The organism is Streptomyces sp. NPDC018947 (genome assembly GCF_044390505.1).
Lineage (GTDB): Bacteria > Actinomycetota > Actinomycetes > Streptomycetales > Streptomycetaceae > Streptomyces.
The window spans coordinates 1-21,255 of the sequence record NZ_JBIRZD010000017.1 but is presented as its reverse complement, the minus strand read 5'-3'; the positions used below and the strand labels follow the sequence as shown (position 1 = coordinate 21,255).

The window sequence follows — 21,255 nt, the reverse complement described above, 5'->3', positions numbered from 1 at the left end:
GATCGCCCGGGCACAGAGGGCCGTTCGCTCACTCGCGCCCGCGCGCCCGCCGGAAACGCGCCAGTCCCTCGGCGAGGTCCACGACCGGGTCGGGGTACGCCGCGCAGGCGGCACGCGCCGGGCCGTCCAGCTTCCAGGGTTCGTGCACGGCCGGCCCGTCGATCCCGGCCAGCTCGGGCACCCAGCGGCGCACATAGGCGCCGTCGGGGTCGAACCGCCTGGCCTGGACGACCGGGTTGAGGACACGGTGGGGGCGGGTGTCGGTACCGGTGCCCGCCGTCCACTGCCAGTTGAGCTGGTTGTTGGCCACGTCCCCGTCCACGAGCAGCTCCAGGAAGTGCCGGGCGCCCACCCGCCAGTCCACGTAGAGCGTCTTGGTCAGGAAGGACGCGGTCAGCAGGCGGCCGCGGTTGTGCATCCACCCCTCGTGGCGGAGCTGGCGCATGGCCGCGTCGACGATCGGGTAACCGGTGCGGCCCTCCTTCCACGCCCGGACGTCCCGCCGTGCCTCGGCGCCGGTGCGCCAGTGGTCGTCGCGGGTGCGGTAGTCGCGGGCGGCGGCCCGCGGACGGGCGGCCAGGACCTGGCGGTGGAAGTCGCGCCAGGCCAGTTGCCGTACGAACGCCTCGGCGCCGGGCCCGCCGGCGCGGCGCGCGCGGTGGACGAGTTCGACGGGGGAGAGGGCACCGAAGTGCAGGTCGGGGGAGAGGCGTGAGGTGGCGTCGCCGGGCAGGTCGTCGTGGTGGTCGGCGTAGCCGTCGACGGGGCCGCGCAGCCAGGCCGTCATCCGCCGGCGCGCCGCGCTCTCGCCGCCCGCGGGCAGGGCGGGGGACAGGTGCGCGGCTTCCGGGCGCGACGGCAGCGGCCGCGACCCGACGCAGTCCGGGACGCGGATCCGGCGCGGGGCCGCCAGGACGTCCCGCGGGCGTTGCTCCGCCCAGCGCCGCAGGTACGGCGTGAAGACCGCGTAGTGGTCGGAGCCCGCGGGGGTGACGGCGCCGGGGGCCAGCACGGTGGACACCGTGTCGTGCACGTTCAGCCGGCAGCCCTCGGCCTCCAGGGCGTCGCGCAGCCGTTCCTCCCGGCGGTGGGCGTACGCGCTCACGTCGGCGGCCATGTGGACGTCGCGGGCCCCCGTCTCGCGGACCACCGCGCAGACCTCCTCGACCACGTCCCCGGACCGCACGACCAGCCGTCCGCCCCGCTCGCGCAGCCGCTCGTCCAGGTCCGCGAGGCAGTCGGCGAGGAAGGCCAGCCGGTTGGGCGCCGCGAACCCGGCGGCGTCCACGGCCCGGTCGCGGACGAACAGCGGCACCACCTCGCCGCCCCGGCCGAGGGCGGCGCGCAGCGGCGGATGGTCGTGCACGCGCAGGTCGGAGGTGAACAGGACGACCGGGACGGTCATGGTGCTCCTTCGCCGAGAAGTGGGTGCCTCAGGTGGCCGGCGTCCGGCGGGGCGGCCCGGGAAGGGGGTTGCGGGCGGCCGCGCGGGCGATGTTGCGGGCCATGCCGCCGAACACCACCGAGTGGAACGGCCACACGCTCCACCAGTAGGCGTGGCCCGCCAGCCCGTGCGGATGGAACAGGGCCCGCTGCCGGTACCGCGTCCGGCCGTGACCGTCGGTCTCGGCGTACATCTCCAGCCAGGCCAGGCCCGGCAGCCGCATCTCGGCGCGCAGCCGCAGCAGCCGGCCGGGGACGATCTCCTCCACCCGCCAGAAGTCCAGGGAGTCGCCCGCCCGGAGCCGGGCGGCGTCGCGCCGGCCGCGGCGCAGGCCCACCCCGCCGACCAGCCGGTCCAGCCAGCCGCGTACCGCCCAGGCGAGCGGGAACGAGTACCAGCCGTTGTCGCCGCCGATGCCCTCGATCACCCGCCACAGCGCCTCGCGCGGGGCGTCGACGCTCAGCGTGCGGTGGTCGGTGTACAGGCTGCCGCCCGCCCAGTCGGGGTCGGTGGGCAGCGGGTCGCTGGGCGCACCGGGGACGGACGCGGACGACCAGCGGGTGGTGACGCGCGCCTCCCGCACCCGCCGCAGCGCCAGCCGGAGGGCGTCGTCGAAACCGAGGGGATACCCGGGCGGCGGCGGAACGTACCGCTCGATGTCGTTCTCCCGGCACACCACCTCGTGGCGCAGGGATTCGGTGAGCGGACGCGCGATGGACGCCGGCACGGGGGTGACCAGGCCCACCCAGTGGCTGGACAGGCCCGGGGTGAGCATCGGCACCGGCAGGATCAGCCGCCGCGGCAGCTCGGCCACCTCGGCGTAGCGCACCATCATGTCCCGGTAGGTCAGGACGTCCGGGCCGCCGATGTCGAAGGTCCGGTTGACGTCGTCCGGCAGGTGCGCGCTGCCGGCCAGGGCGCGCAGCACGTCCCGGACGGCGACCGGCTGGATGCGGGTGTGGACCCAGCTCGGCGTCACCATCACCGGCAGCCGCTCCGTGAGGTAGCGCAGCATCTCGAAGGAGGCCGAGCCCGATCCGATGATCACGGCGGCCCGCAGGACGGCCGTGGGCACGCCGGAGTCCAGGAGGATCCGGCCGACCTCCGTGCGGGAGCGCAGGTGCGGCGACAACTCCCGCTCCGGTACGCCCGGCGGGGTGAGTCCGCCGAGGTACACGATGCGCCGGACGCCCGCCTCCCGCGCCCGGTCGGCGAAGACGCGGGCGGCCCGCCGGTCGGTCTCCTCGAAGTCCCGGCCGCTGCCGAGCGCGTGCACCAGGTAGTAGGCGACGTCGACGCCCTCCATCGCCCGGGCCACCGAGTCCGCGTCCGTGACGTCCCCCCGCGCCACCTCCACGTCCTGTGCCCACGGGTGGTCGCGCAGCTTCTGTGGGGAGCGGGCCAGGCACCGCACCCGGTGGCCGGCGGCGAGCAGTTCCGGCACGAGCCGGCCGCCGATGTACCCCGTGGCGCCGGTGACCAGGCACCGGGTCCCCGGCGCGCCGTCACCGTGCGTGTTGCCAGGTCCTTCGTGTCCTTCGCTTCCCTCGCGCATGGGGCTCCGTCTCCCGTGGTGCGGCCGGCACGGTGACCCTTCCCGCAGGTCCGCGCCCCATGGCGCGACGTGGCCGGATGTGACCCTTCTATACGCTGATCGCGTGGCGACAGCGAACCAGCGCGGACGGCGCGCGCACGAACGGGGGACCGGATCCGGTGCCGAGACCGGGGACCTCCATGCCCTCGCCGCCGAACTGCGGCGCATGAACGGTGAGATCAACCGCCTCGTGCACGGCTTCGCCGCGACCCACGGGCTGCACGCCACCGACGTCCAGGCGCTCGCGGCGATCCTGGACGCCGCGGAACCGATGACACCCGGACGGCTGCGCGAGCACCTGGGACTGACCTCGGGAGCGGTGACCGCATGCGTGGACCGGCTGGAGCGCGCCGGGCACGTCCGCAGGGTCCGGGAGAGCGCCGACCGCCGGGTGGTCCATCTGCACTACGTGTCCGGTGCCCGGGCGGCGGCGCGGACCTGGTTCCGGCCGCTGGCGGAGGCGGCCGCCGCGACCCGGGACCGGTTCGACGCGGACGAGCTGGCGGTCGTCGTGCGGTTCATGGCGGCCATGAACGAGGAACTGCGGCTCGCGCGCCCGTCCGACCCCCGCTGACCCGCTGACCTGCTGACCTGCTGACCCGCTGGCCCGCTGACCCGCTCGCCCGGTTGGACGATCCGTCCGCATCGGCGGACGGATCGCGGGCACTTCTGTTCCTGCCGCGACGGCGGCGGCGCGAGATAACTCGATGATTGAGATTGTTTATGATCGAGTCACCTTGCCGGCCGGTGCCCCCGGGAACGGCCGACGCCCGCACCAACGGAAGACCTGGAGACCCATGTCCCCCGCCTCCCGACGCGCCCGGTGGCTCGTCCCCCTCGTCCTGCTCCTGGTCTGGCTCGGCATCGGCGGGGCGCTCGGCCCGTACGCCGGGAAACTGGGCGAGGTCGCCACCAACGACCAGGCCGCCTTCCTGCCCCGCAGCGCCGAGTCCACCCGCGTCATCGACGCCCAGAAGGCGTTCCGGCAGGACGAGACACTGCCGGTGATCATCGTGTGGACCGCGGACGGCGGCGACGGCGTCACCGGCCACCGCGCGCAGGCCACCCGTCTCGTCGCGGGCCTGGAGGGCGACTCCGGGATCGTCGGCCCCGCCACGCCCGCGTTCCCCTCCGAGGACGGCCGGGCCCTCCAGGCCGTCGTCCAGGTCGAGGCCGGCCTCGGCGAACGCCTGCCCGAGGTCCTCGGGCACATCCGCGACGCCGCCGGCCAGGTCCCGGGCACCCGGGCGCAACTGGCGGGACCGGCGGCCTCCCAGGCCGACCTCTCCGACGCCTTCTCCGGCATCGACGGGCTGCTCCTCGGCGTCGCCCTGGTCACGGTGCTCGTGATCCTGCTGCTCGTCTACCGCAGCGTCCTGCTGCCCCTCGTCATCATCCTCGGCGCGGTCTTCGCGCTGGGGCTGGCCTGCGCGATCGTCTACGCCCTCGCCGACCGCGGCGTCGTGCGCGTCGACGGGCAGGTCCAGGGCATCCTCTCCATCCTCGTCATCGGCGCCGCGACCGACTACGCGCTGCTGCTCACCGCCCGCTTCCGCGAGGAACTGGCCCGGCACCCGGACCGCTTCGCCGCCGTGCGCGCCGCGCTGCGCGCCTCGTGGGGCGCCATCGTGGCCAGCGCGGCGACCGTCGCCCTCGGCCTGCTGGCCCTGCTGCTCAGCGACCTGACCAACAACCGCGCGCTCGGACCCGTCGGTGCCATCGGCATCGTCTGCGCCGTCCTCTCCACCCTCACCTTCCTGCCCGCCGTGCTGGTCCTGCTCGGCCGGGCCGCCTACTGGCCGGCCAAGCCCGTCAAGGCCGACGACCCGGAGGGCGGCCACCCGCTGTGGCACCGCGTCGCCGCACTGGTGGACCGGGCGCCGCGCCGCGTCTGGGCGGTCTGCCTCGCCGCGCTGCTCGCCTGCGCCGCCTTCTGGCCCACCCTCGAGTCGAAGGGCGTGCCGCTGGACGAGATCTTCGTCAACGACGCCCCGTCGGTCGCCGCCCAGGAAACCCTGGCCCGGCACTTCCCGGGCGGCTCCGGAAACCCCGCCGTGATCATCGCCGACGCGGACCGGGCGGCTCCCGTCCTCGCGGCGGCCCGCGGCACGAGCGGCGTCGCCTCCGCCGACGCGGTGACCGCGTCGGGCCGCCCCGGCGGCGGCCCCCCGAAGGTGGTCGACGGACGCGTACGCATCGACGCGACCCTGCGGGCGCCGGCGGACAGCGACGCGGCCAAGGAGACGGTGGCGCGCCTGCGGACCTCGGTGCACGCCGTGCCGGGCGCGGACGCCCTCGTCGGCGGCTACACCGCCCAGCAGTACGACACCCAGCGCACCGCCGAGCACGACCGGACGCTCATCGTGCCCGTGGTCCTCGCCATCATCCTGGTCATCCTGATCGGCCTGCTGCGCTCGCTGCTGATGCCGGTGCTGCTGGTCGCGACCGTGGCGCTGAACTTCCTGGCCACCCTCGGCGTCTCCGCCCTGGTCTTCCGCCACGTGTTCGGCTTCAGCGGCACGGACGCCTCCGTCCCGCTGTACGGCTTCGTGTTCCTGGTCGCCCTCGGCGTGGACTACAACATCTTCCTCATGTCCCGGGTGCGGCAGGAGTCGCTGCGCCACGGGGTGCGGCAGGGCATCCTGCGCGGCCTGACCGCCACGGGCGGCGTGATCACCTCGGCCGGTGTGGTGCTCGCCGCCACCTTCGCCGCCCTCGGCGTGATCCCGCTGGCCTTCCTCGTGCAGATCGCCTTCATCGTCGCCTTCGGCGTCCTGCTGGACACGCTGGTCGTGCGCTCGCTGCTCGTGCCGGCCCTGGCCCGCGACATCGGCGCGGTGGCGTGGTGGCCGGGGCGCCTCGGCCACCGGGCACCGGACCGGGAGCCCGGCGCGTCCGGCTCCCGCCCCGCGCACGAACGGACCGGCGGCGTGTGAGACGGCGCCGCGAACGGGAGCGCCGGGCGGGGGAGGGGCGGCTCACCCGGCCGGGCCGTCACCCGCCCCCGGCGCGTCCGGGCGGGGGCGGACCGTGCCCAGCCAGCGCCGCACCTCGATCTCGATGACGACCCGGGCCGGGTTCGCCCGCGGCTGCCGGTAGCGGGCCGCGTACCGGGCCTCCGCGTCCCGGACCGCTTCGGCGTCGTCCCGTACGGTCGCCACGCCCTCCAGCGTGGACCAGCGCCGGCCGTCCACCTGGCTCACGGCGACGGCGGCCCGGCCGGCCCGCCGGACGTTGCGCACCTTCGCCGTGTCCCGGCTCGTGATGACGCGTGCCGTGCGGGTGGTGTGGTCGTACGTCACACCGACCGGGACCAGGTGCGGGGTGCCGTCGGCACGCGGCGTCGACAGGAAGCACACCCGGCGCTCCTGCCAGAAGGCGGTGAAGTCCGCGTCGGCGTCGTCGTGCTGCCCGGTGTCCATGGCTCTCCTCGGTCTCTCCTCGGCCCGGCCCGCACCGCCGCGGGTGACCGGCCCGCTCGCAGCCTCACCCTACGACGCGGGCGTACCCGGCCCGTCACCCGAGCGGTGGAAAACGCGGGCCGGTTCCCGCCGGACCGTGACATGGACCCGTCGGGCGGGGAAACCGTGTCCCGGAAGGTCCGCGCGCACCCCAGACGGAACGGAGACCGGGCATGGCCACCACGACGGGCGAGACCCGCGCGGCCACGACGCGACCGCACAGCATCCGGCTGCCCGGCATCCTCCTCGGGGTCGGGCTCGGCGGCTTCGTCGACGGCATCCTGCTCCACCAGCTCCTGCAGTGGCACCACATGCTCACCAGCACCGATCACGACCGCATCGGGGTCACGTACTACGACCCGGGCACCGTCTCCGGTCTGGAGATGAACACCGTGTGGGACGGCGTCTTCCACACGGTGTGCTGGATCTCCGTCCTGCTGGGCCTCGCCCTGCTCCACGCCCGGGTCACCCACGGCCGGCGCGCGGTGTGGCGGTCGAGGGTGCTGTGGGGCTGGGTCCTCAGCGGCTGGGGCCTGTTCAACCTGGTCGAGGGCCTGCTCGATCACCAGGTCCTGGGCATTCACCACGTCCACGGCGGCCCCCACCAGGCGTGGTGGGACGCCGGGTTCCTCGTGCTCGGCGTGCTGCTCCTGGCCGCCGGCCACCTGCTGCGGCGCGGGAGCCGGCCCTTCGACCCCGATGCGGCCGGGGGCCGCGCCTGATGGGCCCGGCGGACGGCGCGCACTCCCCGCACCACCACGGCCCGGCCGGCGACACCGCGCCGGGCGCCGGGACGGCACCGCTCGTCGCGCTGCTGGTGCTGACGCTCCTGGCCGCGGCCGTCTGCTACCTGCTCGCCGTGCGCCGGGCCCGGCGCCGCAACCCCGCCCGGAGCCGGTACGGCCGGTGGCAGGCGTCGTTCCTCGGCGGACTGGCGGTGCTCGCCGTCGCCCTGCTGCCCCCGATCGGGCCGGCCGCGCACACCGACTTCCGGGGACACATGGCCCAGCACATGCTCATCGGCATGTACGCGCCCCTGCTGCTGGTCCTCGGGGCGCCGGTCACCCTGCTGCTGCGCACCCTGCCGCCGGCGCACGCCCGCCGGGTGACCGGGCTGCTGCACAGCCGTCCCGCACGCCTGGTCACCCACCCCGCCACGGCGCTCGCCCTGAGCACGGGGACCCTCGGCCTGCTGTACTTCACCCCGCTCTACGACACGGCCATGGCCCATCCGGCCGGTCACTGGCTGATGAACGCCCACTTCCTGGTGTCCGGATGCCTCTTCGCGCACGCCGTCGCCGGCCCCGACCCGGCGCCCGCGCGGCCCGGCGTCCCGGCCCGGCTGGTGTACCTCGGCATCGCCGTCGCCGCCCACGCCCTGATCGCCCAGGCGATGTACGGCGGATTCCTCGTCCGCATCCACGCGCCCGTCGACCAGGTCAGACAGGGCGCGGAGATCATGTACTACGCCGGTGACATCGCCGAGCTGCTGCTCGCCGCCGCCCTGGTGTCCACCTGGCGGCCCGAGAGGCGCGCCGCCCGGGTCCGGGCCCCGCGGGGGGTACCGGAGTCAGGCGGCGTCCCGGTCCGCTGAGGCCGAGGACCGGCCGGCAGGCGCCGTGCCGCGGCCCGCTCCGGCTCTGCCGCCGGGGATCAGCCGCAGATGGCGGCGCCGGGCGTGCCGGGCGGGCTCCGTGTCCCTGAAGAGCCGGTCCTCCAGCCATGTCATGGAGAAGAGCAGCAGCCCGAGTCCGGGCAGCAGCAGGACGGCAACGGTAACCACGACGATGGTCCCCTTCGCAGTGGGCGACTGCCTTTCCGGATGCCCGGAGCCGGTCCGGGGATGAGTCCGGGTTCCGTGAAGATGGCGCGACCTTCGGACCGTTGCCGCGAAACGGGAGGGAAATGGATGATCCGGACGCGTCGTGCTCTCGTGTCATGTTCGGGTGACCCGTGGGTAGGCGGGCCCGACGGCTGAGACGTACGCGCCGAGGAACGGAGCACTTGAGGCGATGACGCACGCGACGACACCCGCCGGCCCGCCCACGGACCCCCTTCTGGCGGCCTCGTGGACGGACTGGGCGGGCGACCACACCACCGCCCTCGTCGGGGTTCCGTTGCGCATCGCGCTCATCGTCGTGGTCCTGCTGGTGGTGAGGGCCGTCGCGAAGCGGGCCATCACACGGGTCGTGCAGCGCGTGCTGGAACCGTCGGCGGGCGAGGCCGAGCGGAGCAGGCCGCGCCGGGGGCCGGCCGTACTGCACCGGGACCGGTCCCGTGCGAGGCAGCGTCGCGAGCAACGGGCCCGCACCATCGGCTCGGTGCTCAGCAGCGCCGTGACCATCGTGCTGTTCATGGTCGGCGTGGCGATGGTCCTCGACCAGGTCGGCATCGCGCTCGGCCCGCTGCTGGCCAGTGCCGGAGTGGTCGGCCTGGCGATCGGGTTCGGCGCCCAGAGCCTGGTGGCCGACTACCTCTCCGGCCTGCTCATCATGATCGAGGACCAGTACGGCGTCGGCGACTCGGTCGACCTGGGGGAGGCCGTCGGCGAGGTGGAGCACGTCGGACTGCGCCTGACGCACGTGCGCGACCTCAACGGCGGTCTGTGGCACATCCGCAACGGCGAGATCATGCGGGTCCGCAACGACAGCCAGGAGTGGGCGCGTGCCGTCCTGGACATCGCCGTGACCTACGACGCGAACCTCGACACCGTCTACCGCGTCCTGGAGGACGCCGGCCGCAAGCTGCGCGAGGACCCGGACTTCACGGACCTGCTGCTGGAGGACGTCGCGGTGTGGGGCGTGCAGTCCCTGGACCCCGACGGGGTCGTGGTGCGCGTCGCGGTCAGGACCGTGCCCCTCCAGCAGTGGGGCGTCACCCGCGAACTGCGCCGCCGGGTCAAGGACGCCCTGGACGAGGCGGGCATCGACATCCCCTTCGCGCGCAACGTGTGGGTGCGCGGCGACGCCTCCGACTCCGGCTCCGCCGCCCTGCGCTGACGCCGAGGCGTTTGCCGTTTCGGCAAGGTCGCTCGCCGTCGGGGACCGGGCCGGTGCAGCCTGCACCCTGGAGGGGCCGCGCATCGGGCGCGCCCCGCCGAGCAGACGACCCCGTCCGCCCCTCGGGAGGCACCCATGAGCGACACGTCCGCACCGGCCTCGGCCGCCGGCTTCTGGGAGGCCCGCTACCGCGACACCGGCCGCGTCTGGAGCGGCCGCCCCAACGAACTGCTCGTCCGTGAGGCCGGCCACCTCACGCCCGGGACCGCGTTGGACCTGGGATGCGGCGAGGGCGCGGACGCCGTGTGGCTGGCCGCCCGCGGCTGGCGGGTCACCGGCGTGGACATCTCCGCCACCGCGCTCGAACGGGCCGCCGCGCACGCCGCCGAGGCCGGGGTCGGCGACCGTGTCACCTGGGAACGCCACGAGCTGGGGCGCTCCTTCCCCGAGGGCTCCTTCGACCTGGTGAGCGCCCACTACCTCCAGTCCCCGGTGCCGCTCGACCAGCCGGTGGTCCTGCGCGCGGCGGCGGGCGCCGTCGCGGACGGCGGCACCCTGCTCCTCGTCCTGCACGCCGGCTGGCCCTCGTGGCAGACCGAGCCGCCCTTCGACGCGGTCTTCCCCACCTTGGAGTCGGTCCTCGCCGAACTCGCCCTCCCGGCCGGTGAGTGGACTGTGGAGACCAAGGAGACCGTCCGCCGTGCGAGCGCCTCGCCGGACGGAGCCGAGGGCTTCCGCGAGGACCACGTCTGGCGCCTGCGGCGGACGCGGGGGAGCCGCGGAGGCCGCTGATCCCCCGACGCCGTCCGGCGGCACCCTCACGGGCGGCCGTGGGTCGGGCGGCCGTCAGACCCGCTGCCAGAGGGCCGGCGTGTTCTGCGGCGACCTGGCGCCCTGCGCCTGGTGGTTCTGCAGGCACCGGTAGCGCTGCCCGGCGTAGGAGACCGTGGCGCCGGTCTCGTAGACCCGGCCCGCCCTCCAGGCGTCCGCCGCCGCGTTGTCCTGCGGCCCGGGCGTCAGGGCTTCGGAGGCCGTGGTCGTCAGGGTGAGGCCGAAGGCGCTCAGCACCGGGTTGACCGGCTGGTAGTACGTGGTGCCTCCGCCGGTGCAGTCACCGGTGCCGCCCGACGTGGTGCCCTGCGCCTGGGTGCCCGAGACGAACGGGCCGCCGGAGTCGCCGGGTTCGGCGCACACCGTGGTCTCGGTCAGCCCGTCGACGGTGCCCTCGGCGTAGCTGACGCTCGTGTCGTGCTGCCGTACCGTGCCGCAGTGCCAGCCGGTGGTGGAACCGGAACGGCACACCGACGCGCCGACGAGCGCCTCCACCGAGCCGGTGACCTGGATCTTCTGCCCGTCCTGTGCGGTGACGTCGGGCGTGGCGGTCCAGTCGGCGTTGACGCCCACCCACGCCATGTCCTTGCCGGGGAAGGTGGAGGCCTGCACGGTGCCCTGGTCGCTCTGGTCGGAGCCGGTCGTCGTGGCCCCGGGGCCGCCGCAGTGACCGGCCGTGGCGAAGCCCTGCTGCCCGCCCTTGGTGACGGAGAAGCCGATGGAGCAGCGGGCCTGGGCGTCGATGTAGTAGGCGTCGCCGCCGACGAGGTCCTTCAGCACCCGCGGCCGTTCGGCGACGACCCGGACGTCCACGGTCCCGCTCTCCACTCCGGCCGCCTTCACGAAGTCCGCCGCGGCCGCCTCGTCGGTGGCCCGGAGGACGACCCGGTTGGTCTTCACGTCGACGAACCAGACCGGCGTCCTCCCGGTCCCGGTGCGGACGGCGGCGGCGTCCAGCTTCTGCTTGACCGCGGTCAGCTCGGCCAGCGTCTTCGTGACGACCGCCGCCCTCGCGCCCTGCGCCTCGATGGCGGCGGTGTCCGCGGCGTCGGTCGTGGCGACGGTCAGTTCGGCGGAGGTCGCGCCGCTCACCCAGGCCCCGGCGAACCGGTCGCCCAGCGTGTTGCGCAGCAGGCCGGCGCGGGTGCCCGCCTCGGCCTCCTCGACCAGCCGGTCCGACGCCTGCTGCGGCGTCAGTCCGAGGTCGCGTTCCATCGCGCGCAGCATCTGCGCCGGCGGCCGGGCGGCGTCCGGCGTCCGCGCGGTGCCGGGCAGCGGTCCCGGCACGGTCGGCGGGGCGGCCGACGCGGCCGCGTTCAGTGAGGTCAGGACGAGGGCGCCGAGCGCGGTCAGGGCGGCGCGGCGGCTGCGCGCGGCATGTCTGCCGACCATGCGATGTGCCTCCTTCGAGGGCGGTGCGAGAGCGCGGAACAGTGGGCGACCGTGGGGACGGTGCGACCGCGCGGAGCCACAGGCCTTGCCGCAAAGACCCGCGGCGATGCGGCACACGGGGGCGTTTTCGCGCGATGGGGGACGTGGCGGGCGGCAAGTGCAGTACGCGCCCGCCCCGGCCGGCGGCGGATCAGGCGGGCTTCAGGCCCGGGACGCCCGCCTCGGTCACGAAGGACGCGGCCGTGGTGACGGGAGCGCCGGGCGTGGAGATCGCGGAGACCGTCCGGAAGTCCAGACGGGCCGCCCGGCGGCCGAGTTCGACCCGGACGTAGCCGCGCCTGCCGTCGTAGAACCTCAGATGCGGATTGGCCCGCATGTAGGTGTCCCAGGTGGCGGGCCGCTCCGCGCCGTCCCGGCCGCTGGCCACCGAGGTGCAGGTGACCTCCGTGCCCAGGGTGGCGGACCGCGGGTCGTCGAAGTCGTCCTTGATGTCGAAGGCGTAGGCCACGTGGACGTCGCCGGTCAGGACCAGCCAGTTGTCGATCCCGGCCGACTTGGCACCGGCGATCACCCGGTCACGGGAGGCGCGGTAGCCGTCCCAGGCGTCCATGGACACGGCGGCGTCCGCGGTCACGTCGAACCTGCGCTGCGAGAAGCAGACCTGTTGCGGCGTGACGTTCCACAGCGCCGTCGAGTTCCGCCAGCCGTCGATCAGCCACCTCTCCTGCGCGGCGCCGGTGAGCGTGCGCGACGGATCGTCGGACTCGGGCCCGGGGGCCTGCGGACGGTCGTCGTAGGCCTGGTCGGAGCGGTACTGCCGGGTGTCCAGCACGTCGAACTGGGCGAGCGTGCCCCAGTGCAGCCGGCGGTAGAGCCGGGCGTCGGGGCCCTTGGGGAGCTGGGCGGCCCGCAGCGGCTGGTTCTCCCAGTACGCGCGGAAGGCGGCGGCCCGGCGCAGCAGGAACTCGTCCGGCGGCACGTCGTTCTCCGGGACGGCGCCCGCGTAGTTGTTCTCCGTCTCGTGGTCGTCCCAGGTGACGACGAAGGGGTGCGCGGCGTGCGCGGCCCGGAGGTCCTCGTCGCTCTTGTAGAGGGAGTAGCGCAGCCGGTAGTCGGCGAGGGTCATCGTCTCCCGGTTGAACACGCCGGGCAGCGTGCCGGAGGGGTAACGCCGCTCCCCGCCCGCCGGGTCGACGGCGTACTCGTACAGGTAGTCGCCGAGGTGGAAGACCACGTCGACGTCGTCCTCGGCGACGTGCCGCAGGACCGTGTAGTAGCCGTCCTGGTAGGCCTGGCAGGCGACGGCGGCCAGTCTCAGGGAGGACGTGCCGCTACGCGCCGAGGGAGCGGTGCGGGTGCGGCCCGTCGGGCTGATCCACGCCCCGGCCCGGAAGCGGTAGTGGTACACGGTGTCCGGGGTGAGGCCCCTGACGTCGGCGTGGACGCTGTGCGCGTACTCGGCGTGGGCGTCGGCGGTGCCGCGGGACACGACGGCCGCGAAGTGCTCGTCCAGGGCCATCTCCCACTCGACCGTGACCCGTTCGGTGCCCATCCCGCCGTCCTCCGCGAACGGTTCGGGCGCCAGCCGGGTCCACAGCAGCACGGAGTCGGGCAGGGGGTCTCCGGAGGCGACGCCGAGGGTGAACGGGTCCTTGCGGATACGGGCGCCGCGTTCGGGGGCGGCGACCGCGCCGCGGGCCGGCAGGTTGGTGGAGAAGGCGAGCGCGGCTGCGGCCGCGGTGACCGTGAGGAAGCGCCGGCGGCCCGGGTGCCGGGCGGCGGCGCCCATCACGGCGTCGTGCGGGGAGAAGGCGTGCTCGGCCAGAGCGCGGTGACGGCCCGTGGGCGCCATCTGGTGGTCCTCTCGTACGGGGCGGGCGGTCCGGGGGCGGGTACGGCACGGGCGGGGGGCCCGGGCGGTCGCCCCCCGCACGCCGGTACGGGGACTCGCGCGCGGAGGCACCGATGCGCGCGGTCCACGCCCGGGCCCCGTCGCGCGGTGACGCCGGCCCGCGATGCGCGGACCCCGCATGCTATGCAGACGGAACGCCCGAAACGGCCGGGACGTGCGGGAGTGATCACACAGGAGGCGGTACGCGGGTGTGACCGGCCGCCGCCCCGGGCACCCGGAGCGGGGACGAACGCGACGCGGCATCGGGAAGGCGGCGGGCGGAGCCGATGGCCAGGACACGGCGCTACGAGGTGGCGGCCTCCGGGAGCTGGTGGGACGAGGAGGACAACCGCCGGCTGCCGGCCGGCGAGGTGCACGCCTGGGAGCAGGGCACGAACCAGACCGTCTGCGGGCTCTCCCTCCACCGCTCGCGGCTCGCCCGCTTCCCGGCCGTCGCCTGGGCCGACGTGCTGCCCGAGTCCGGCGGCGCGGCCGACGCCGTACGCAGGGTCTGCCCCCGCTGCTCCGCCGTGGCGGGCCGCCGGGGCGCGGACGCCCGTCCGGCGTGGCGGCGCACGAATCCGCGGCCGTAGGCGGGACCGTGCGGCCCGGCCCACGGCCGTGGGAGCGTCCGCCTAGGCGGGCAGCGGCGAGCGGCTGACGCGGATCTTCGACTGGCCGTGCGGCCGCTTCTCCCAGTCCTCCATGAACCGCGCGTGCAGTCCGTGCCGGCGGGCGAGCGCGAGGAGGGTCTCGGTGCGGTAGTAGAAGTCCTCGCGGAGCACCTGGTGTTCGGCACCCTCCGTGCGGTCGAAGGTGAAGTCGAAGAACCCGGTGTCCGTCAGCACCCGCCCGACGTGCGCGAGGCACTCCTCGATGACGCTGAGCGGAGAGTGGGAGAAGACGCTGTGCGCGTGGACGACGTCGAAGTGGTCGTCGGGCAGGAAGTCCAGCGTCAGGTTGCCGGTGATGGTCAGATGGGGCAGCTTGGCCTGGAGCCCCCGCTCGGTCAGCGTCTTCTTGGCGGCGATGAGGATGTCCGGCGAGATGTCGATGCCGTAGTAGTCGCCGGTGTCGAGGTGGTCGATGAAGCGCCAGCCGCCGCGCAGGTTGCCGCAGCCGATGTCGAGCATGCGGTGCCCGGGACGCAGCCCGTGCTCGACCAGGTAGTCGAACTGCATCTGCCCGAGCGCCAGCCAGCGGTCGTGCGTTCGGCTGCCCACCGCGGCCTCGGGGTTGCGGCGGGTGTCCGAGGCCATCACCGCCCGGTAGTAGCCGACGTGGTCGGGGTGCTTCAGCCGCAGCCAGGCGTCCCGGCCGGCCCGGCGGACGTAGGGCGCGACGCGCTCGGGGTGGCGCAGCGCGTAGCCCACCTTGTGGGTGAGCGCGGCGCGGTTGCTGCGCAGTTTCTTCGGGGACTTGGCGTCCTTGGGCATGACGGATCGACCTCCGTGCGAGGAAACGGGGGAGAGGGAACGGGGGAAGGGGCGCCGACGGGGGGTCAGACCCGGCGGCGCAGCAGCAGGACCACGGCGACGGTGAGTGCCAGGGCCAGTGTGCCGAGCAGAGCCGTGTCGATCCACTGGAACACCCAGTAGTCACCGGCCGGATTGGCTTCGTAGTAGCGGGCGGCGTAACCGTGCTCCGCCATGCAGGACCGCAGCTCCCCTCCGGAGGGGTAGGGGCAGTTCAGTACGTCCTCCCGGCGCCCCGAGGCGGTGATCAGGCCGTAGTGACCGGTGGACCACTTGTCGCCCATGGGCGGTTTGGGCCGCCACCCCTGGCTGACGTACCGCTCGGGCGGCACCAGCAGCCGGGCGCGGTGCGTCCACTGCACCAGGACCGCCACCGCCGACGTGATCAGCAGCGTCCACGCCATCGCGGACAGCACCCGGCGGGCCAGCAGTCCGGCCAGGGTGCCCGCGGCCAGGCCGAACAGCGCGGCGGCGACCGCGCTCGGACCGGAGCCGGTCAGGGCGGTGGCCTCGTACCAGAACAGGCCGTAGCCGCGGTTGGCGGCCGGCTCCCACCACCAGCGGAACAGCAGCGCGAGCGCGCCGGAGAGCGCCACGGTGCACACCGCGGCCAGCGCGAACCGGGTGACGAACCACTGCGCCCGGCTCACCCCCTGCGACAGCACCAGCCGGTGCGTGCCCAGTTCCCGGTCCCGGCCCAGCAGCGGCGCGCCCCAGAACATGCCGATCAGCACGGGCAGGGCGATGTTCAGCGCCCCGAGGAGCTTGAGCGGCTCGATGTCCAGGAACCGGGGGAGGCCGTCCTCCGGCCCGGTGCAGTACAGCGGTCCGGGGCCGCAGTGGTCGAACATCCCGCTGCGCAGGTCGTCGAGCATGCCCGAGCGGAAGTACGCGGCCAGCAAGGCGGCGGCCACCAGGACGGCGGCCCCGCACACGACCAGTGCCCGCTGCTGGCGCCAGGCCAGCCACAACGAGCCGTTCACGCCGCCTCCTCCGTGTCGCCGGCCGGGCTCTCGGCGCTCGCGCGCAGGTGGCCCAGCAGGATCTCCTCCAGGGTGGGCCGCTCGACGTGCCAGGCACCGCCGACCGGGCCCCGCCTGCGGACCAGCGCGGTGAGCTGACGCCCGTGCGTCCGGCGGTGCACCACGGTGTGCCCCTCCAGCGCGGGCTCCTCGTCGACGTGCCCGGTCACCAGGGCGTGTTCCTCGTGCAGCGCGTCGGCGTCCTCGCTGAGCGCGACCCGTCCGCCGCGCAGCAGCACCACCCAGTCGCAGGTCTGCTCCAGGTCGGGCAGGACGTGCGAGGACAGCACGATGCTCACCTCGCGCTCGGCCGCCTCGGACATCAGCGCCGCCATGATCTCGCCGCGCACCACGGGGTCGAGGTCGGCGAGCGGCTCGTCCAGCAGCAGCAGTTCGGGCCGCTTGCCGAGGGCCAGCGCGAGGGCCACGCGGGTGCGCTGACCGGGCGACAGCTCGCCCACGCGCGCCGTCGGCGCGATGCCGCCCTCGCGCACGACCCGCTCGGCCACCGCGTGGTCCCACACGGAGTTGAGCCTGCCGCCCATGAGCAGCGTGTCGGCCACGGTGAAGCGGGGGTAGAGCGGCTTGTCCTGGGTGACCAGCGCGACCCGGGCGCGCGCCCCGGCCGTGTCCGGGACGGTGTCCAGCACCCGGATCGCGCCCAGGGTGGGGCGCAGCAGCCCCCCGGCCAGGTGCAGCAGCGTGCTCTTGCCCGCGCCGTTGCGCCCGACCAGGGCGGTGATGCGGCCGCGGGGCACCGTGAACGCGCAGTCCCGCAGGGCCCAGCCGCCGCGGGCCCGGTAGCGGTGGCCGAGGTTCCTGGCGCTCAGCGCGGCGGGCTCGTCGGGCCCGGTCATGCGTCCTCCTGTTTCCGTCCCCGGTCGTCCGGGTCGTGCTCGTGTCGCTGTTCCTGCTCGTGCTCGTGCGTGTGTTCGTGCCCGTCCAGGGCCGCCGTGACCAGTGCCAGCACGTCGTCGCGGTCCAGCCCCGCCGACCGGGCCCGTGCGACCCACTCGGTCAGTTCGGCGCGCAGCGGCGAGTCGTCCTCCGCGCCGGGCCGCGCCAGCGACCGCGTCACGAAGGTCCCGAGCCCGCGCCGGGACTTGACCAGGCCGGCCTGCTCCAGGTCCCGGTAGGCCCGGAAGACGGTGTTGGGGTTGATCGCGGTGGCGGCGACGACCTCCCGGGCCGTGGGGAGCTTGTCCCCGACCCGCAGCACGCCCATCCGGAGCGCCTGCTCGGTCTGCCGCACGATCTGCACGTAGGCCGGGATGCCGCTCTGTCGATCGATCCGGTACTCGACCACGTCACCTTCCATGCTTTCATTAATTCATTAGTAGAAGCATGGAGAGGGGAGGAGGGGATGTCAAACGCGGGGCACTGCACACTTCTCGCAGGCCCGCACCGAGGCCGCCCGGCAACCGAGCCCGCTGGAGGACACGCGTGACGACCACCACCCCACCAGTCACCCTCGACGACGTCCGTTCCGCCGCCGCCCGCCTCGACGGTGTCGCGCACCGCACCCCCGTGCTGCGCTCGCGCACCCTGGACGCCCTCGCCGGCGCCGAGGTCTTCCTCAAGTGCGAGAACTTCCAGCGCGTGGGCGCCTTCAAGTTCCGCGGCGCCTACAACGCGGCCTCCCGGCTCAGCCGCGAGGAACTGTCCCGGGGCATCGCCGCCTACTCGTCCGGCAACCACGCCCAGGCCGTCGCCCTCGCCGCCCGGGAGCTGGGCACCACCGCCGTGATCGTGATGCCGGAGGACGCCCCGCCGTCCAAGCGCGCCGCCGCGGCCGGCTACGGCGCCGAGATCGTCACCTACGACCGCTACACCGGCGACCGCGTCGCCCTCGCCGAGGCCCTGGCCGCCGAACGCGGCCTCACCCTGATCCCGCCCTACGAGCACCCCCACGTCATCGCCGGGCAGGGCACCGCCGCCCTCGAACTCGTCGAGGAGACGGGCGGACCGGACACCCTGATCGCCCCGGTCGGCGGCGGCGGGCTGATCGCCGGAAGCGCCATCGCGGTCAAGGGTCTGCACGCCGGCACCCGCGTCATCGGCGTCGAACCGGAGGCCGGGGACGACACCAAGCGTTCCCTGGAGGCGGGCCGCCGGGTCTCCGTCCCCGTGCCGCGCACCATCGCCGACGGCCAGGCCCTGCACACACCGGGCGAGCTGACGTTCTCCCTCAACCGGCGGCTGGTCGACGGGATCGTGCTGGTCTCCGACGACGAGATCCGGGAGGCGATGCGGTTCGCGTTCGAGCGGCTGAGGATCGTGCTGGAGCCGAGCGGTGCCACCCCGCTGGCCGCCCTGCTCACCGGCCGGGCCGGCCCGCTGAGCGGCCGGATCGGCGCGATCCTGTCCGGCGGCAATGTGGACGCCGAACGGTTCGCGCGGCTGTGCGGCACCGGCGGCTGACCCCGGCCGTCCCCCGGATGGCGGTCCCGACTTGTCAGGCGGACGATGGAGTGGTGGGCCAGGGAAAGGAGGAGCGTCATGCTGGACGTCAAGACGCTCGACAAGCCGGACGAGCGGCGCGATTTCCCGCGCGGGCACATCGAGGCCGTGCACCTGGAGGGGCTCGACTTCGCGGTGGCCACCTTCGAACCGGGCTGGCGCTGGTCGGAGTCCGTCGGCCCCATCGCGGGCACGGAGAGCTGCCAGATCCACCACAACGGCTACGTCGTGAAGGGCCGCATGCGCGTCCGCATGGACGACGGCGCCGAGCGCGAGGTGGGCCCCGGTGACGTGTTCGTCTGCTCGCCCGGGCACGACGCCTGGGTCGTGAGCGACGAGCAGTGCGTGCTGTACGACTTCGCGGGCGGCATGGCCCAGGAGTACGCCAAGTCCGGCTGAGCGGGGACACGGCGGCGGCGCCCGCGCTTCCGAGCCGCGCGCGGTGCCGCCGCCGTACGCGGAAGCGGTGCCGGGGACGCCCGGCGGACCGCCGCCCGGCACCTGTGCCCGTCGCCGCGTCACACGGCCGGCACGACCGCCCGCGACCACGCGCCGTCATGGCGACCCGTGTGCAGGGGTGCCGGGACCTGGTCCGGCAGCACCTGCCCACGACGGTGAACGGCACGATGCCCGCGGGCGCGGCTGCCGTGCCCACACCGGCCCCGTGGCGGAGCACGGCCTCGGTACCGACCACGGCGCGCGCCTGTCCGGGCGTCGCCCCGCCCGCCGCCGCTGCCCGAACCCACAGCGCGGAAGTCCGTCCCCGCGCCCGGTGACGCGGCCGGCCGCGGCGCCTCGGGACGGGGCCGGGGCCATGGCCGTTTCGTACGCCGGTGCCGGACATCGTCCTCACCCTCCGCGCGGCGTGCGTCCCGTGCGCTGACTCCCCCGACGCCACGGAGCCGGCCCGCCCCGCACACGGGGCGCGGAGCCCGGTTCGGGGGTGACCTCGGTGACATCCGGGCACGTCGTACGACACGATGACCGCCATGACCGACGGAATAGCCTGGCTCTCGGCACCCGCGTCCCTCGCCCACGGCGGCTACAGCGTGGTGATGTCGCGCGAACTCGCCTCGGAGGAACTGGTCGCGCGGATCACCCGGACCGCGCGAGGACCCCGGCGCGGCGCGCACTCCCTCGGGGAACTGACCGGCACCCAGCTCCACGACGTGCTGGAGGGCTTCTACGGGGAGGCGCGCGACGGCCTCGCCCTGCGGCACGGGGAGGTCGGAGAGTGGTCCTTCGCCGTCAAGTACGGCGGCTGGTACGGGGTGTTCGGCGACCAGCCGCCCCTGTCGCGAGGCGGCGCCCACATCTTCCACCTCGAGTACGAGGAGGAGAACGGCAAGCCGGTGCCGCCCCGCTTCGCGTACACGCACGACGGCCGTCCGATGTGTGTGTTCAACCTCTACCTGGACCGCTCCTGGGGCGACGGCGAGGTCACCGGGGACCCGGCGGTCGCGCCCCGGGTCGAGGCGGTGCTGAAGGCCGCGGGGCTGCCCGGCGACGGCCTGGACCGGCGCACGGCGCACCGCACGTCACTGGAGGTCCTGGAGGGTCTGTTCGAACTGTCGCTGCCCCGCCGGGAGATCCTGGAGGACACGCTGCCCGCCGTCGTCCTCAGGACCGGGTGACCGGCCGGGCCGACGGCGCGCTCACCCGGTCAGCAGCACCACCTCCAGGGTGCGCGGGCCGTGCACCCCCTCGACCCGGTCCAGTTCGATGTCGCTGGTCGCCGACGGACCGGAGATCCACGTCAACGGGCGTGCCGGATCCAGGCGTCCGAGGGCCTGGGGGACGGAGGCGGCCACCTGGCCGGGGACCCGGACGACGCAGATGTGGTGGTCCGGGACGAGCGTGATACGGCGGCGGCCCTGGTCGGGCGAACCGTCCAGGACGAGGGTGCCGGTCTCGGCGATGGCGACGGCGCAGCCCGTGACCACGCTCTCCACCCGGTCGAGTTCGTACGGGGTGCTCTCGGCCCGGTCGCCGACACGGGTCACGTCGGCGGCCGACATCCACTCAGCCGGCAGCCCCGACGGCACGAGCACCTGCCGCGAGCCGTGCTCCGCGAGCAACCGCGCGATGAGCGGCGGCAGTTCGCCGAAGGTCGCCCGGTGCACGACAGCCCGGTAGTCCGCCAGGTTCTCGGCGAGCAGGTCCACCGTCTCCGCGGGCGTCCGGTCCCCGTGCCGAAGCGCGTAGTCCCGGACGACCGCCCGTTCGTACGGGCTGTCGTCGCGCGGCACGTCCGCGAGGGCGCGCCGTACCCGTCCCAGGATGCGTTCCCTGCTGCTCACTTGCTCCCGTCCTCTCCACCACGCGTGCGCCGCCACCAGTCCCGGAACGGTTCGGCGGGCACCTCGGGCAGATCCCGGCTGCCGCTCCACGCCCGGCCAGGGCCCGGCAGGGTGCGCGGATGCAGACGGCGGGTCCGCGACGCCGCGCGCTGCCCGGTCCGCAGCGCCCCCGGGTGCGTGAACGCCCACCGCGCCGCCCGCATCGCCGCCCGCTCGGCGGCATGGCCCTTCGCCGGTCTGAGGACGACCCGGTTGCCCTCCCGGACGGCCGGCCCGCCCTGGACGACCCGTTCCCGCAGGTGTACGAGGACTTCGGGGATGTCGATGGCGACGGGGCAGACCTCGTAGCAGGCGCCGCACAGGGACGACGCGTAGGGCAGGGAGGC

The 21,255-nt window shown here is 74.6% G+C and carries 22 protein-coding genes; 10 read left to right on the top strand and 12 right to left on the bottom strand.

Annotation, left to right across the window (positions count from 1 at the left end):
• Nucleotides 1-28: 28 nt before the first annotated feature.
• Both ACH499_RS28085 and ACH499_RS28080 read right to left on the bottom strand, forming a co-directional pair.
• On the bottom strand, nucleotides 29-1,405 hold the full coding sequence (locus ACH499_RS28085) for a cryptochrome/photolyase family protein (RefSeq protein WP_399019185.1): 1,377 nt from the start codon (nucleotides 1,403-1,405) through the stop codon (nucleotides 29-31).
• A gap of 28 nt (nucleotides 1,406-1,433) precedes the next feature.
• On the bottom strand, nucleotides 1,434-2,999 hold the full coding sequence (locus ACH499_RS28080; RefSeq protein WP_399019183.1) for an SDR family oxidoreductase: 1,566 nt from the start codon (nucleotides 2,997-2,999) through the stop codon (nucleotides 1,434-1,436).
• 103 nt (nucleotides 3,000-3,102) lie between these two features.
• On the opposite strand from ACH499_RS28080, the gene ACH499_RS28075 reads away from it, so the two are divergent.
• On the top strand, nucleotides 3,103-3,612 hold the full coding sequence (locus tag ACH499_RS28075) for a MarR family winged helix-turn-helix transcriptional regulator (RefSeq protein ID WP_399019181.1): 510 nt from the start codon (nucleotides 3,103-3,105) through the stop codon (nucleotides 3,610-3,612).
• A 223-nt stretch (nucleotides 3,613-3,835) separates the two neighbouring features.
• Nucleotides 3,836-5,974, top strand: a complete 2,139-nt coding sequence (locus ACH499_RS28070; RefSeq protein WP_399019179.1) for an MMPL family transporter — start codon at nucleotides 3,836-3,838, stop codon at nucleotides 5,972-5,974.
• A 42-nt stretch (nucleotides 5,975-6,016) separates the two neighbouring features.
• Here ACH499_RS28070 and ACH499_RS28065 read toward each other — a convergent pair whose 3' ends face one another.
• On the bottom strand, nucleotides 6,017-6,460 hold the full coding sequence (locus tag ACH499_RS28065) for a PPOX class F420-dependent oxidoreductase (RefSeq protein WP_356205068.1): 444 nt from the start codon (nucleotides 6,458-6,460) through the stop codon (nucleotides 6,017-6,019).
• A gap of 212 nt (nucleotides 6,461-6,672) precedes the next feature.
• Here ACH499_RS28065 and ACH499_RS28060 point away from each other — a divergent pair, with 212 nt between their 5' ends.
• Both ACH499_RS28060 and ACH499_RS28055 read left to right on the top strand, forming a co-directional pair.
• Nucleotides 6,673-7,221, top strand: coding sequence for a DUF2243 domain-containing protein (locus ACH499_RS28060; protein ID WP_399019177.1), 549 nt, complete (start codon nucleotides 6,673-6,675; stop codon nucleotides 7,219-7,221).
• Entirely contained in the window at nucleotides 7,221-8,093 is an 873-nt protein-coding gene (locus ACH499_RS28055) for a cytochrome c oxidase assembly protein (RefSeq protein WP_399019175.1), read from the top strand. Before ACH499_RS28060 ends, ACH499_RS28055 begins: the two co-directional genes overlap by 1 nt.
• On the opposite strand, the gene ACH499_RS28050 is transcribed toward ACH499_RS28055, so the two are convergent.
• Complete coding sequence (locus ACH499_RS28050) at nucleotides 8,070-8,282, bottom strand: hypothetical protein (RefSeq protein ID WP_399019173.1); 213 nt, start codon at nucleotides 8,280-8,282, stop codon at nucleotides 8,070-8,072. The two genes, ACH499_RS28055 and ACH499_RS28050, sit on opposite strands and share 24 nt — an antisense overlap.
• Before the next feature lie 229 nt (nucleotides 8,283-8,511).
• On the opposite strand from ACH499_RS28050, the gene ACH499_RS28045 reads away from it, so the two are divergent.
• The gene (locus ACH499_RS28045) at nucleotides 8,512-9,498 is read left to right on the top strand and encodes a mechanosensitive ion channel family protein (RefSeq protein ID WP_356205063.1); all 987 of its coding nucleotides are present in this window, start codon (nucleotides 8,512-8,514) and stop codon (nucleotides 9,496-9,498) included.
• 135 nt (nucleotides 9,499-9,633) lie between these two features.
• Complete coding sequence (locus ACH499_RS28040; protein WP_399019170.1) at nucleotides 9,634-10,290, top strand: SAM-dependent methyltransferase; 657 nt, start codon at nucleotides 9,634-9,636, stop codon at nucleotides 10,288-10,290.
• A 54-nt stretch (nucleotides 10,291-10,344) separates the two neighbouring features.
• On the opposite strand, the gene ACH499_RS28035 is transcribed toward ACH499_RS28040, so the two are convergent.
• Both ACH499_RS28035 and ACH499_RS28030 read right to left on the bottom strand, forming a co-directional pair.
• On the bottom strand, nucleotides 10,345-11,721 hold the full coding sequence (locus ACH499_RS28035) for a carbohydrate-binding protein (protein ID WP_399019168.1): 1,377 nt from the start codon (nucleotides 11,719-11,721) through the stop codon (nucleotides 10,345-10,347).
• Nucleotides 11,722-11,911: 190 nt separating this feature from the next.
• A complete protein-coding gene (locus ACH499_RS28030; RefSeq protein WP_399019166.1) occupies nucleotides 11,912-13,573 on the bottom strand; it encodes an alkaline phosphatase D family protein in 1,662 nt (553 codons plus the stop codon).
• A gap of 326 nt (nucleotides 13,574-13,899) precedes the next feature.
• Here ACH499_RS28030 and ACH499_RS28025 point away from each other — a divergent pair, with 326 nt between their 5' ends.
• Complete coding sequence (locus ACH499_RS28025; RefSeq protein WP_399019164.1) at nucleotides 13,900-14,205, top strand: hypothetical protein; 306 nt, start codon at nucleotides 13,900-13,902, stop codon at nucleotides 14,203-14,205.
• Between the two features lie 42 nt (nucleotides 14,206-14,247).
• On the opposite strand, the gene ACH499_RS28020 is transcribed toward ACH499_RS28025, so the two are convergent.
• The 4 genes from ACH499_RS28020 to ACH499_RS28005 form a co-directional block, all read right to left on the bottom strand.
• A complete protein-coding gene (locus ACH499_RS28020; protein WP_356205053.1) occupies nucleotides 14,248-15,048 on the bottom strand; it encodes a class I SAM-dependent methyltransferase in 801 nt (266 codons plus the stop codon).
• Nucleotides 15,049-15,113: 65 nt separating this feature from the next.
• The gene (locus tag ACH499_RS28015) at nucleotides 15,114-16,070 is read right to left on the bottom strand and encodes a transporter (protein ID WP_356205051.1); all 957 of its coding nucleotides are present in this window, start codon (nucleotides 16,068-16,070) and stop codon (nucleotides 15,114-15,116) included.
• The gene (locus tag ACH499_RS28010) at nucleotides 16,067-16,966 is read right to left on the bottom strand and encodes an ATP-binding cassette domain-containing protein (protein ID WP_399019162.1); all 900 of its coding nucleotides are present in this window, start codon (nucleotides 16,964-16,966) and stop codon (nucleotides 16,067-16,069) included. The genes ACH499_RS28015 and ACH499_RS28010 overlap by 4 nt, the downstream gene beginning before the upstream one ends.
• On the bottom strand, nucleotides 16,963-17,427 hold the full coding sequence (locus tag ACH499_RS28005) for a GntR family transcriptional regulator (protein WP_356205049.1): 465 nt from the start codon (nucleotides 17,425-17,427) through the stop codon (nucleotides 16,963-16,965). Before ACH499_RS28005 ends, ACH499_RS28010 begins: the two co-directional genes overlap by 4 nt.
• Nucleotides 17,428-17,552: 125 nt before the next feature.
• On the opposite strand from ACH499_RS28005, the gene ACH499_RS28000 reads away from it, so the two are divergent.
• The 3 genes from ACH499_RS28000 to ACH499_RS27990 all read left to right on the top strand — a co-directional run bounded on the left by ACH499_RS28000 (nucleotide 17,553) and on the right by ACH499_RS27990 (nucleotide 20,203).
• Nucleotides 17,553-18,530: a pyridoxal-phosphate dependent enzyme gene (locus ACH499_RS28000; protein ID WP_399019159.1), complete on the top strand. Its 978-nt coding sequence runs from the start codon at nucleotides 17,553-17,555 to the stop codon at nucleotides 18,528-18,530.
• 78 nt (nucleotides 18,531-18,608) lie between these two features.
• Nucleotides 18,609-18,968, top strand: coding sequence for a cupin domain-containing protein (locus ACH499_RS27995; protein ID WP_356205045.1), 360 nt, complete (start codon nucleotides 18,609-18,611; stop codon nucleotides 18,966-18,968).
• Between the two features lie 590 nt (nucleotides 18,969-19,558).
• A complete protein-coding gene (locus tag ACH499_RS27990; RefSeq protein WP_356205043.1) occupies nucleotides 19,559-20,203 on the top strand; it encodes a DUF6461 domain-containing protein in 645 nt (214 codons plus the stop codon).
• Between the two features lie 21 nt (nucleotides 20,204-20,224).
• Here the strand turns inward: ACH499_RS27990 and ACH499_RS27985 are convergent, their stop codons facing one another.
• Nucleotides 20,225-20,869 (bottom strand): lactate utilization protein C, encoded by a 645-nt coding sequence (locus ACH499_RS27985; protein WP_399019156.1) that lies wholly within the window; start codon nucleotides 20,867-20,869, stop codon nucleotides 20,225-20,227.
• The coding region (locus tag ACH499_RS27980; protein WP_399019154.1) for a lactate utilisation protein LutB domain-containing protein at nucleotides 20,866-21,255 on the bottom strand (390 nt) is incomplete at its 5' end. The genes ACH499_RS27980 and ACH499_RS27985, both read right to left, overlap by 4 nt.

What these genes read in the sequence shown, in the direction of transcription:
- ACH499_RS28045 (WP_356205063.1), top strand. Translation starts at nt 8,512, where the DNA reads ATGACGCACGCGACGACACCCGCCGGCCCGCCCACGGACCCCCTTCTG.
- ACH499_RS28010 (WP_399019162.1), bottom strand. Translation starts at nt 16,966, where the DNA reads ATGACCGGGCCCGACGAGCCCGCCGCGCTGAGCGCCAGGAACCTCGGC.
- ACH499_RS28005 (WP_356205049.1), bottom strand. Translation starts at nt 17,427, where the DNA reads ATGGAAGGTGACGTGGTCGAGTACCGGATCGATCGACAGAGCGGCATC.
- ACH499_RS27995 (WP_356205045.1), top strand. Translation starts at nt 18,609, where the DNA reads ATGCTGGACGTCAAGACGCTCGACAAGCCGGACGAGCGGCGCGATTTC.
- ACH499_RS28055 (WP_399019175.1), top strand. Translation starts at nt 7,221, where the DNA reads ATGGGCCCGGCGGACGGCGCGCACTCCCCGCACCACCACGGCCCGGCC.
- ACH499_RS28030 (WP_399019166.1), bottom strand. Translation starts at nt 13,573, where the DNA reads ATGGCGCCCACGGGCCGTCACCGCGCTCTGGCCGAGCACGCCTTCTCC.
- ACH499_RS28060 (WP_399019177.1), top strand. Translation starts at nt 6,673, where the DNA reads ATGGCCACCACGACGGGCGAGACCCGCGCGGCCACGACGCGACCGCAC.
- ACH499_RS28040 (WP_399019170.1), top strand. Translation starts at nt 9,634, where the DNA reads ATGAGCGACACGTCCGCACCGGCCTCGGCCGCCGGCTTCTGGGAGGCC.
- ACH499_RS28035 (WP_399019168.1), bottom strand. Translation starts at nt 11,721, where the DNA reads ATGGTCGGCAGACATGCCGCGCGCAGCCGCCGCGCCGCCCTGACCGCG.
- ACH499_RS28020 (WP_356205053.1), bottom strand. Translation starts at nt 15,048, where the DNA reads ATGCCCAAGGACGCCAAGTCCCCGAAGAAACTGCGCAGCAACCGCGCC.
- ACH499_RS28065 (WP_356205068.1), bottom strand. Translation starts at nt 6,460, where the DNA reads ATGGACACCGGGCAGCACGACGACGCCGACGCGGACTTCACCGCCTTC.
- ACH499_RS27990 (WP_356205043.1), top strand. Translation starts at nt 19,559, where the DNA reads ATGACCGACGGAATAGCCTGGCTCTCGGCACCCGCGTCCCTCGCCCAC.
- ACH499_RS28025 (WP_399019164.1), top strand. Translation starts at nt 13,900, where the DNA reads ATGGCCAGGACACGGCGCTACGAGGTGGCGGCCTCCGGGAGCTGGTGG.
- ACH499_RS28085 (WP_399019185.1), bottom strand. Translation starts at nt 1,405, where the DNA reads ATGACCGTCCCGGTCGTCCTGTTCACCTCCGACCTGCGCGTGCACGAC.
- ACH499_RS28080 (WP_399019183.1), bottom strand. Translation starts at nt 2,999, where the DNA reads ATGCGCGAGGGAAGCGAAGGACACGAAGGACCTGGCAACACGCACGGT.
- ACH499_RS28070 (WP_399019179.1), top strand. Translation starts at nt 3,836, where the DNA reads ATGTCCCCCGCCTCCCGACGCGCCCGGTGGCTCGTCCCCCTCGTCCTG.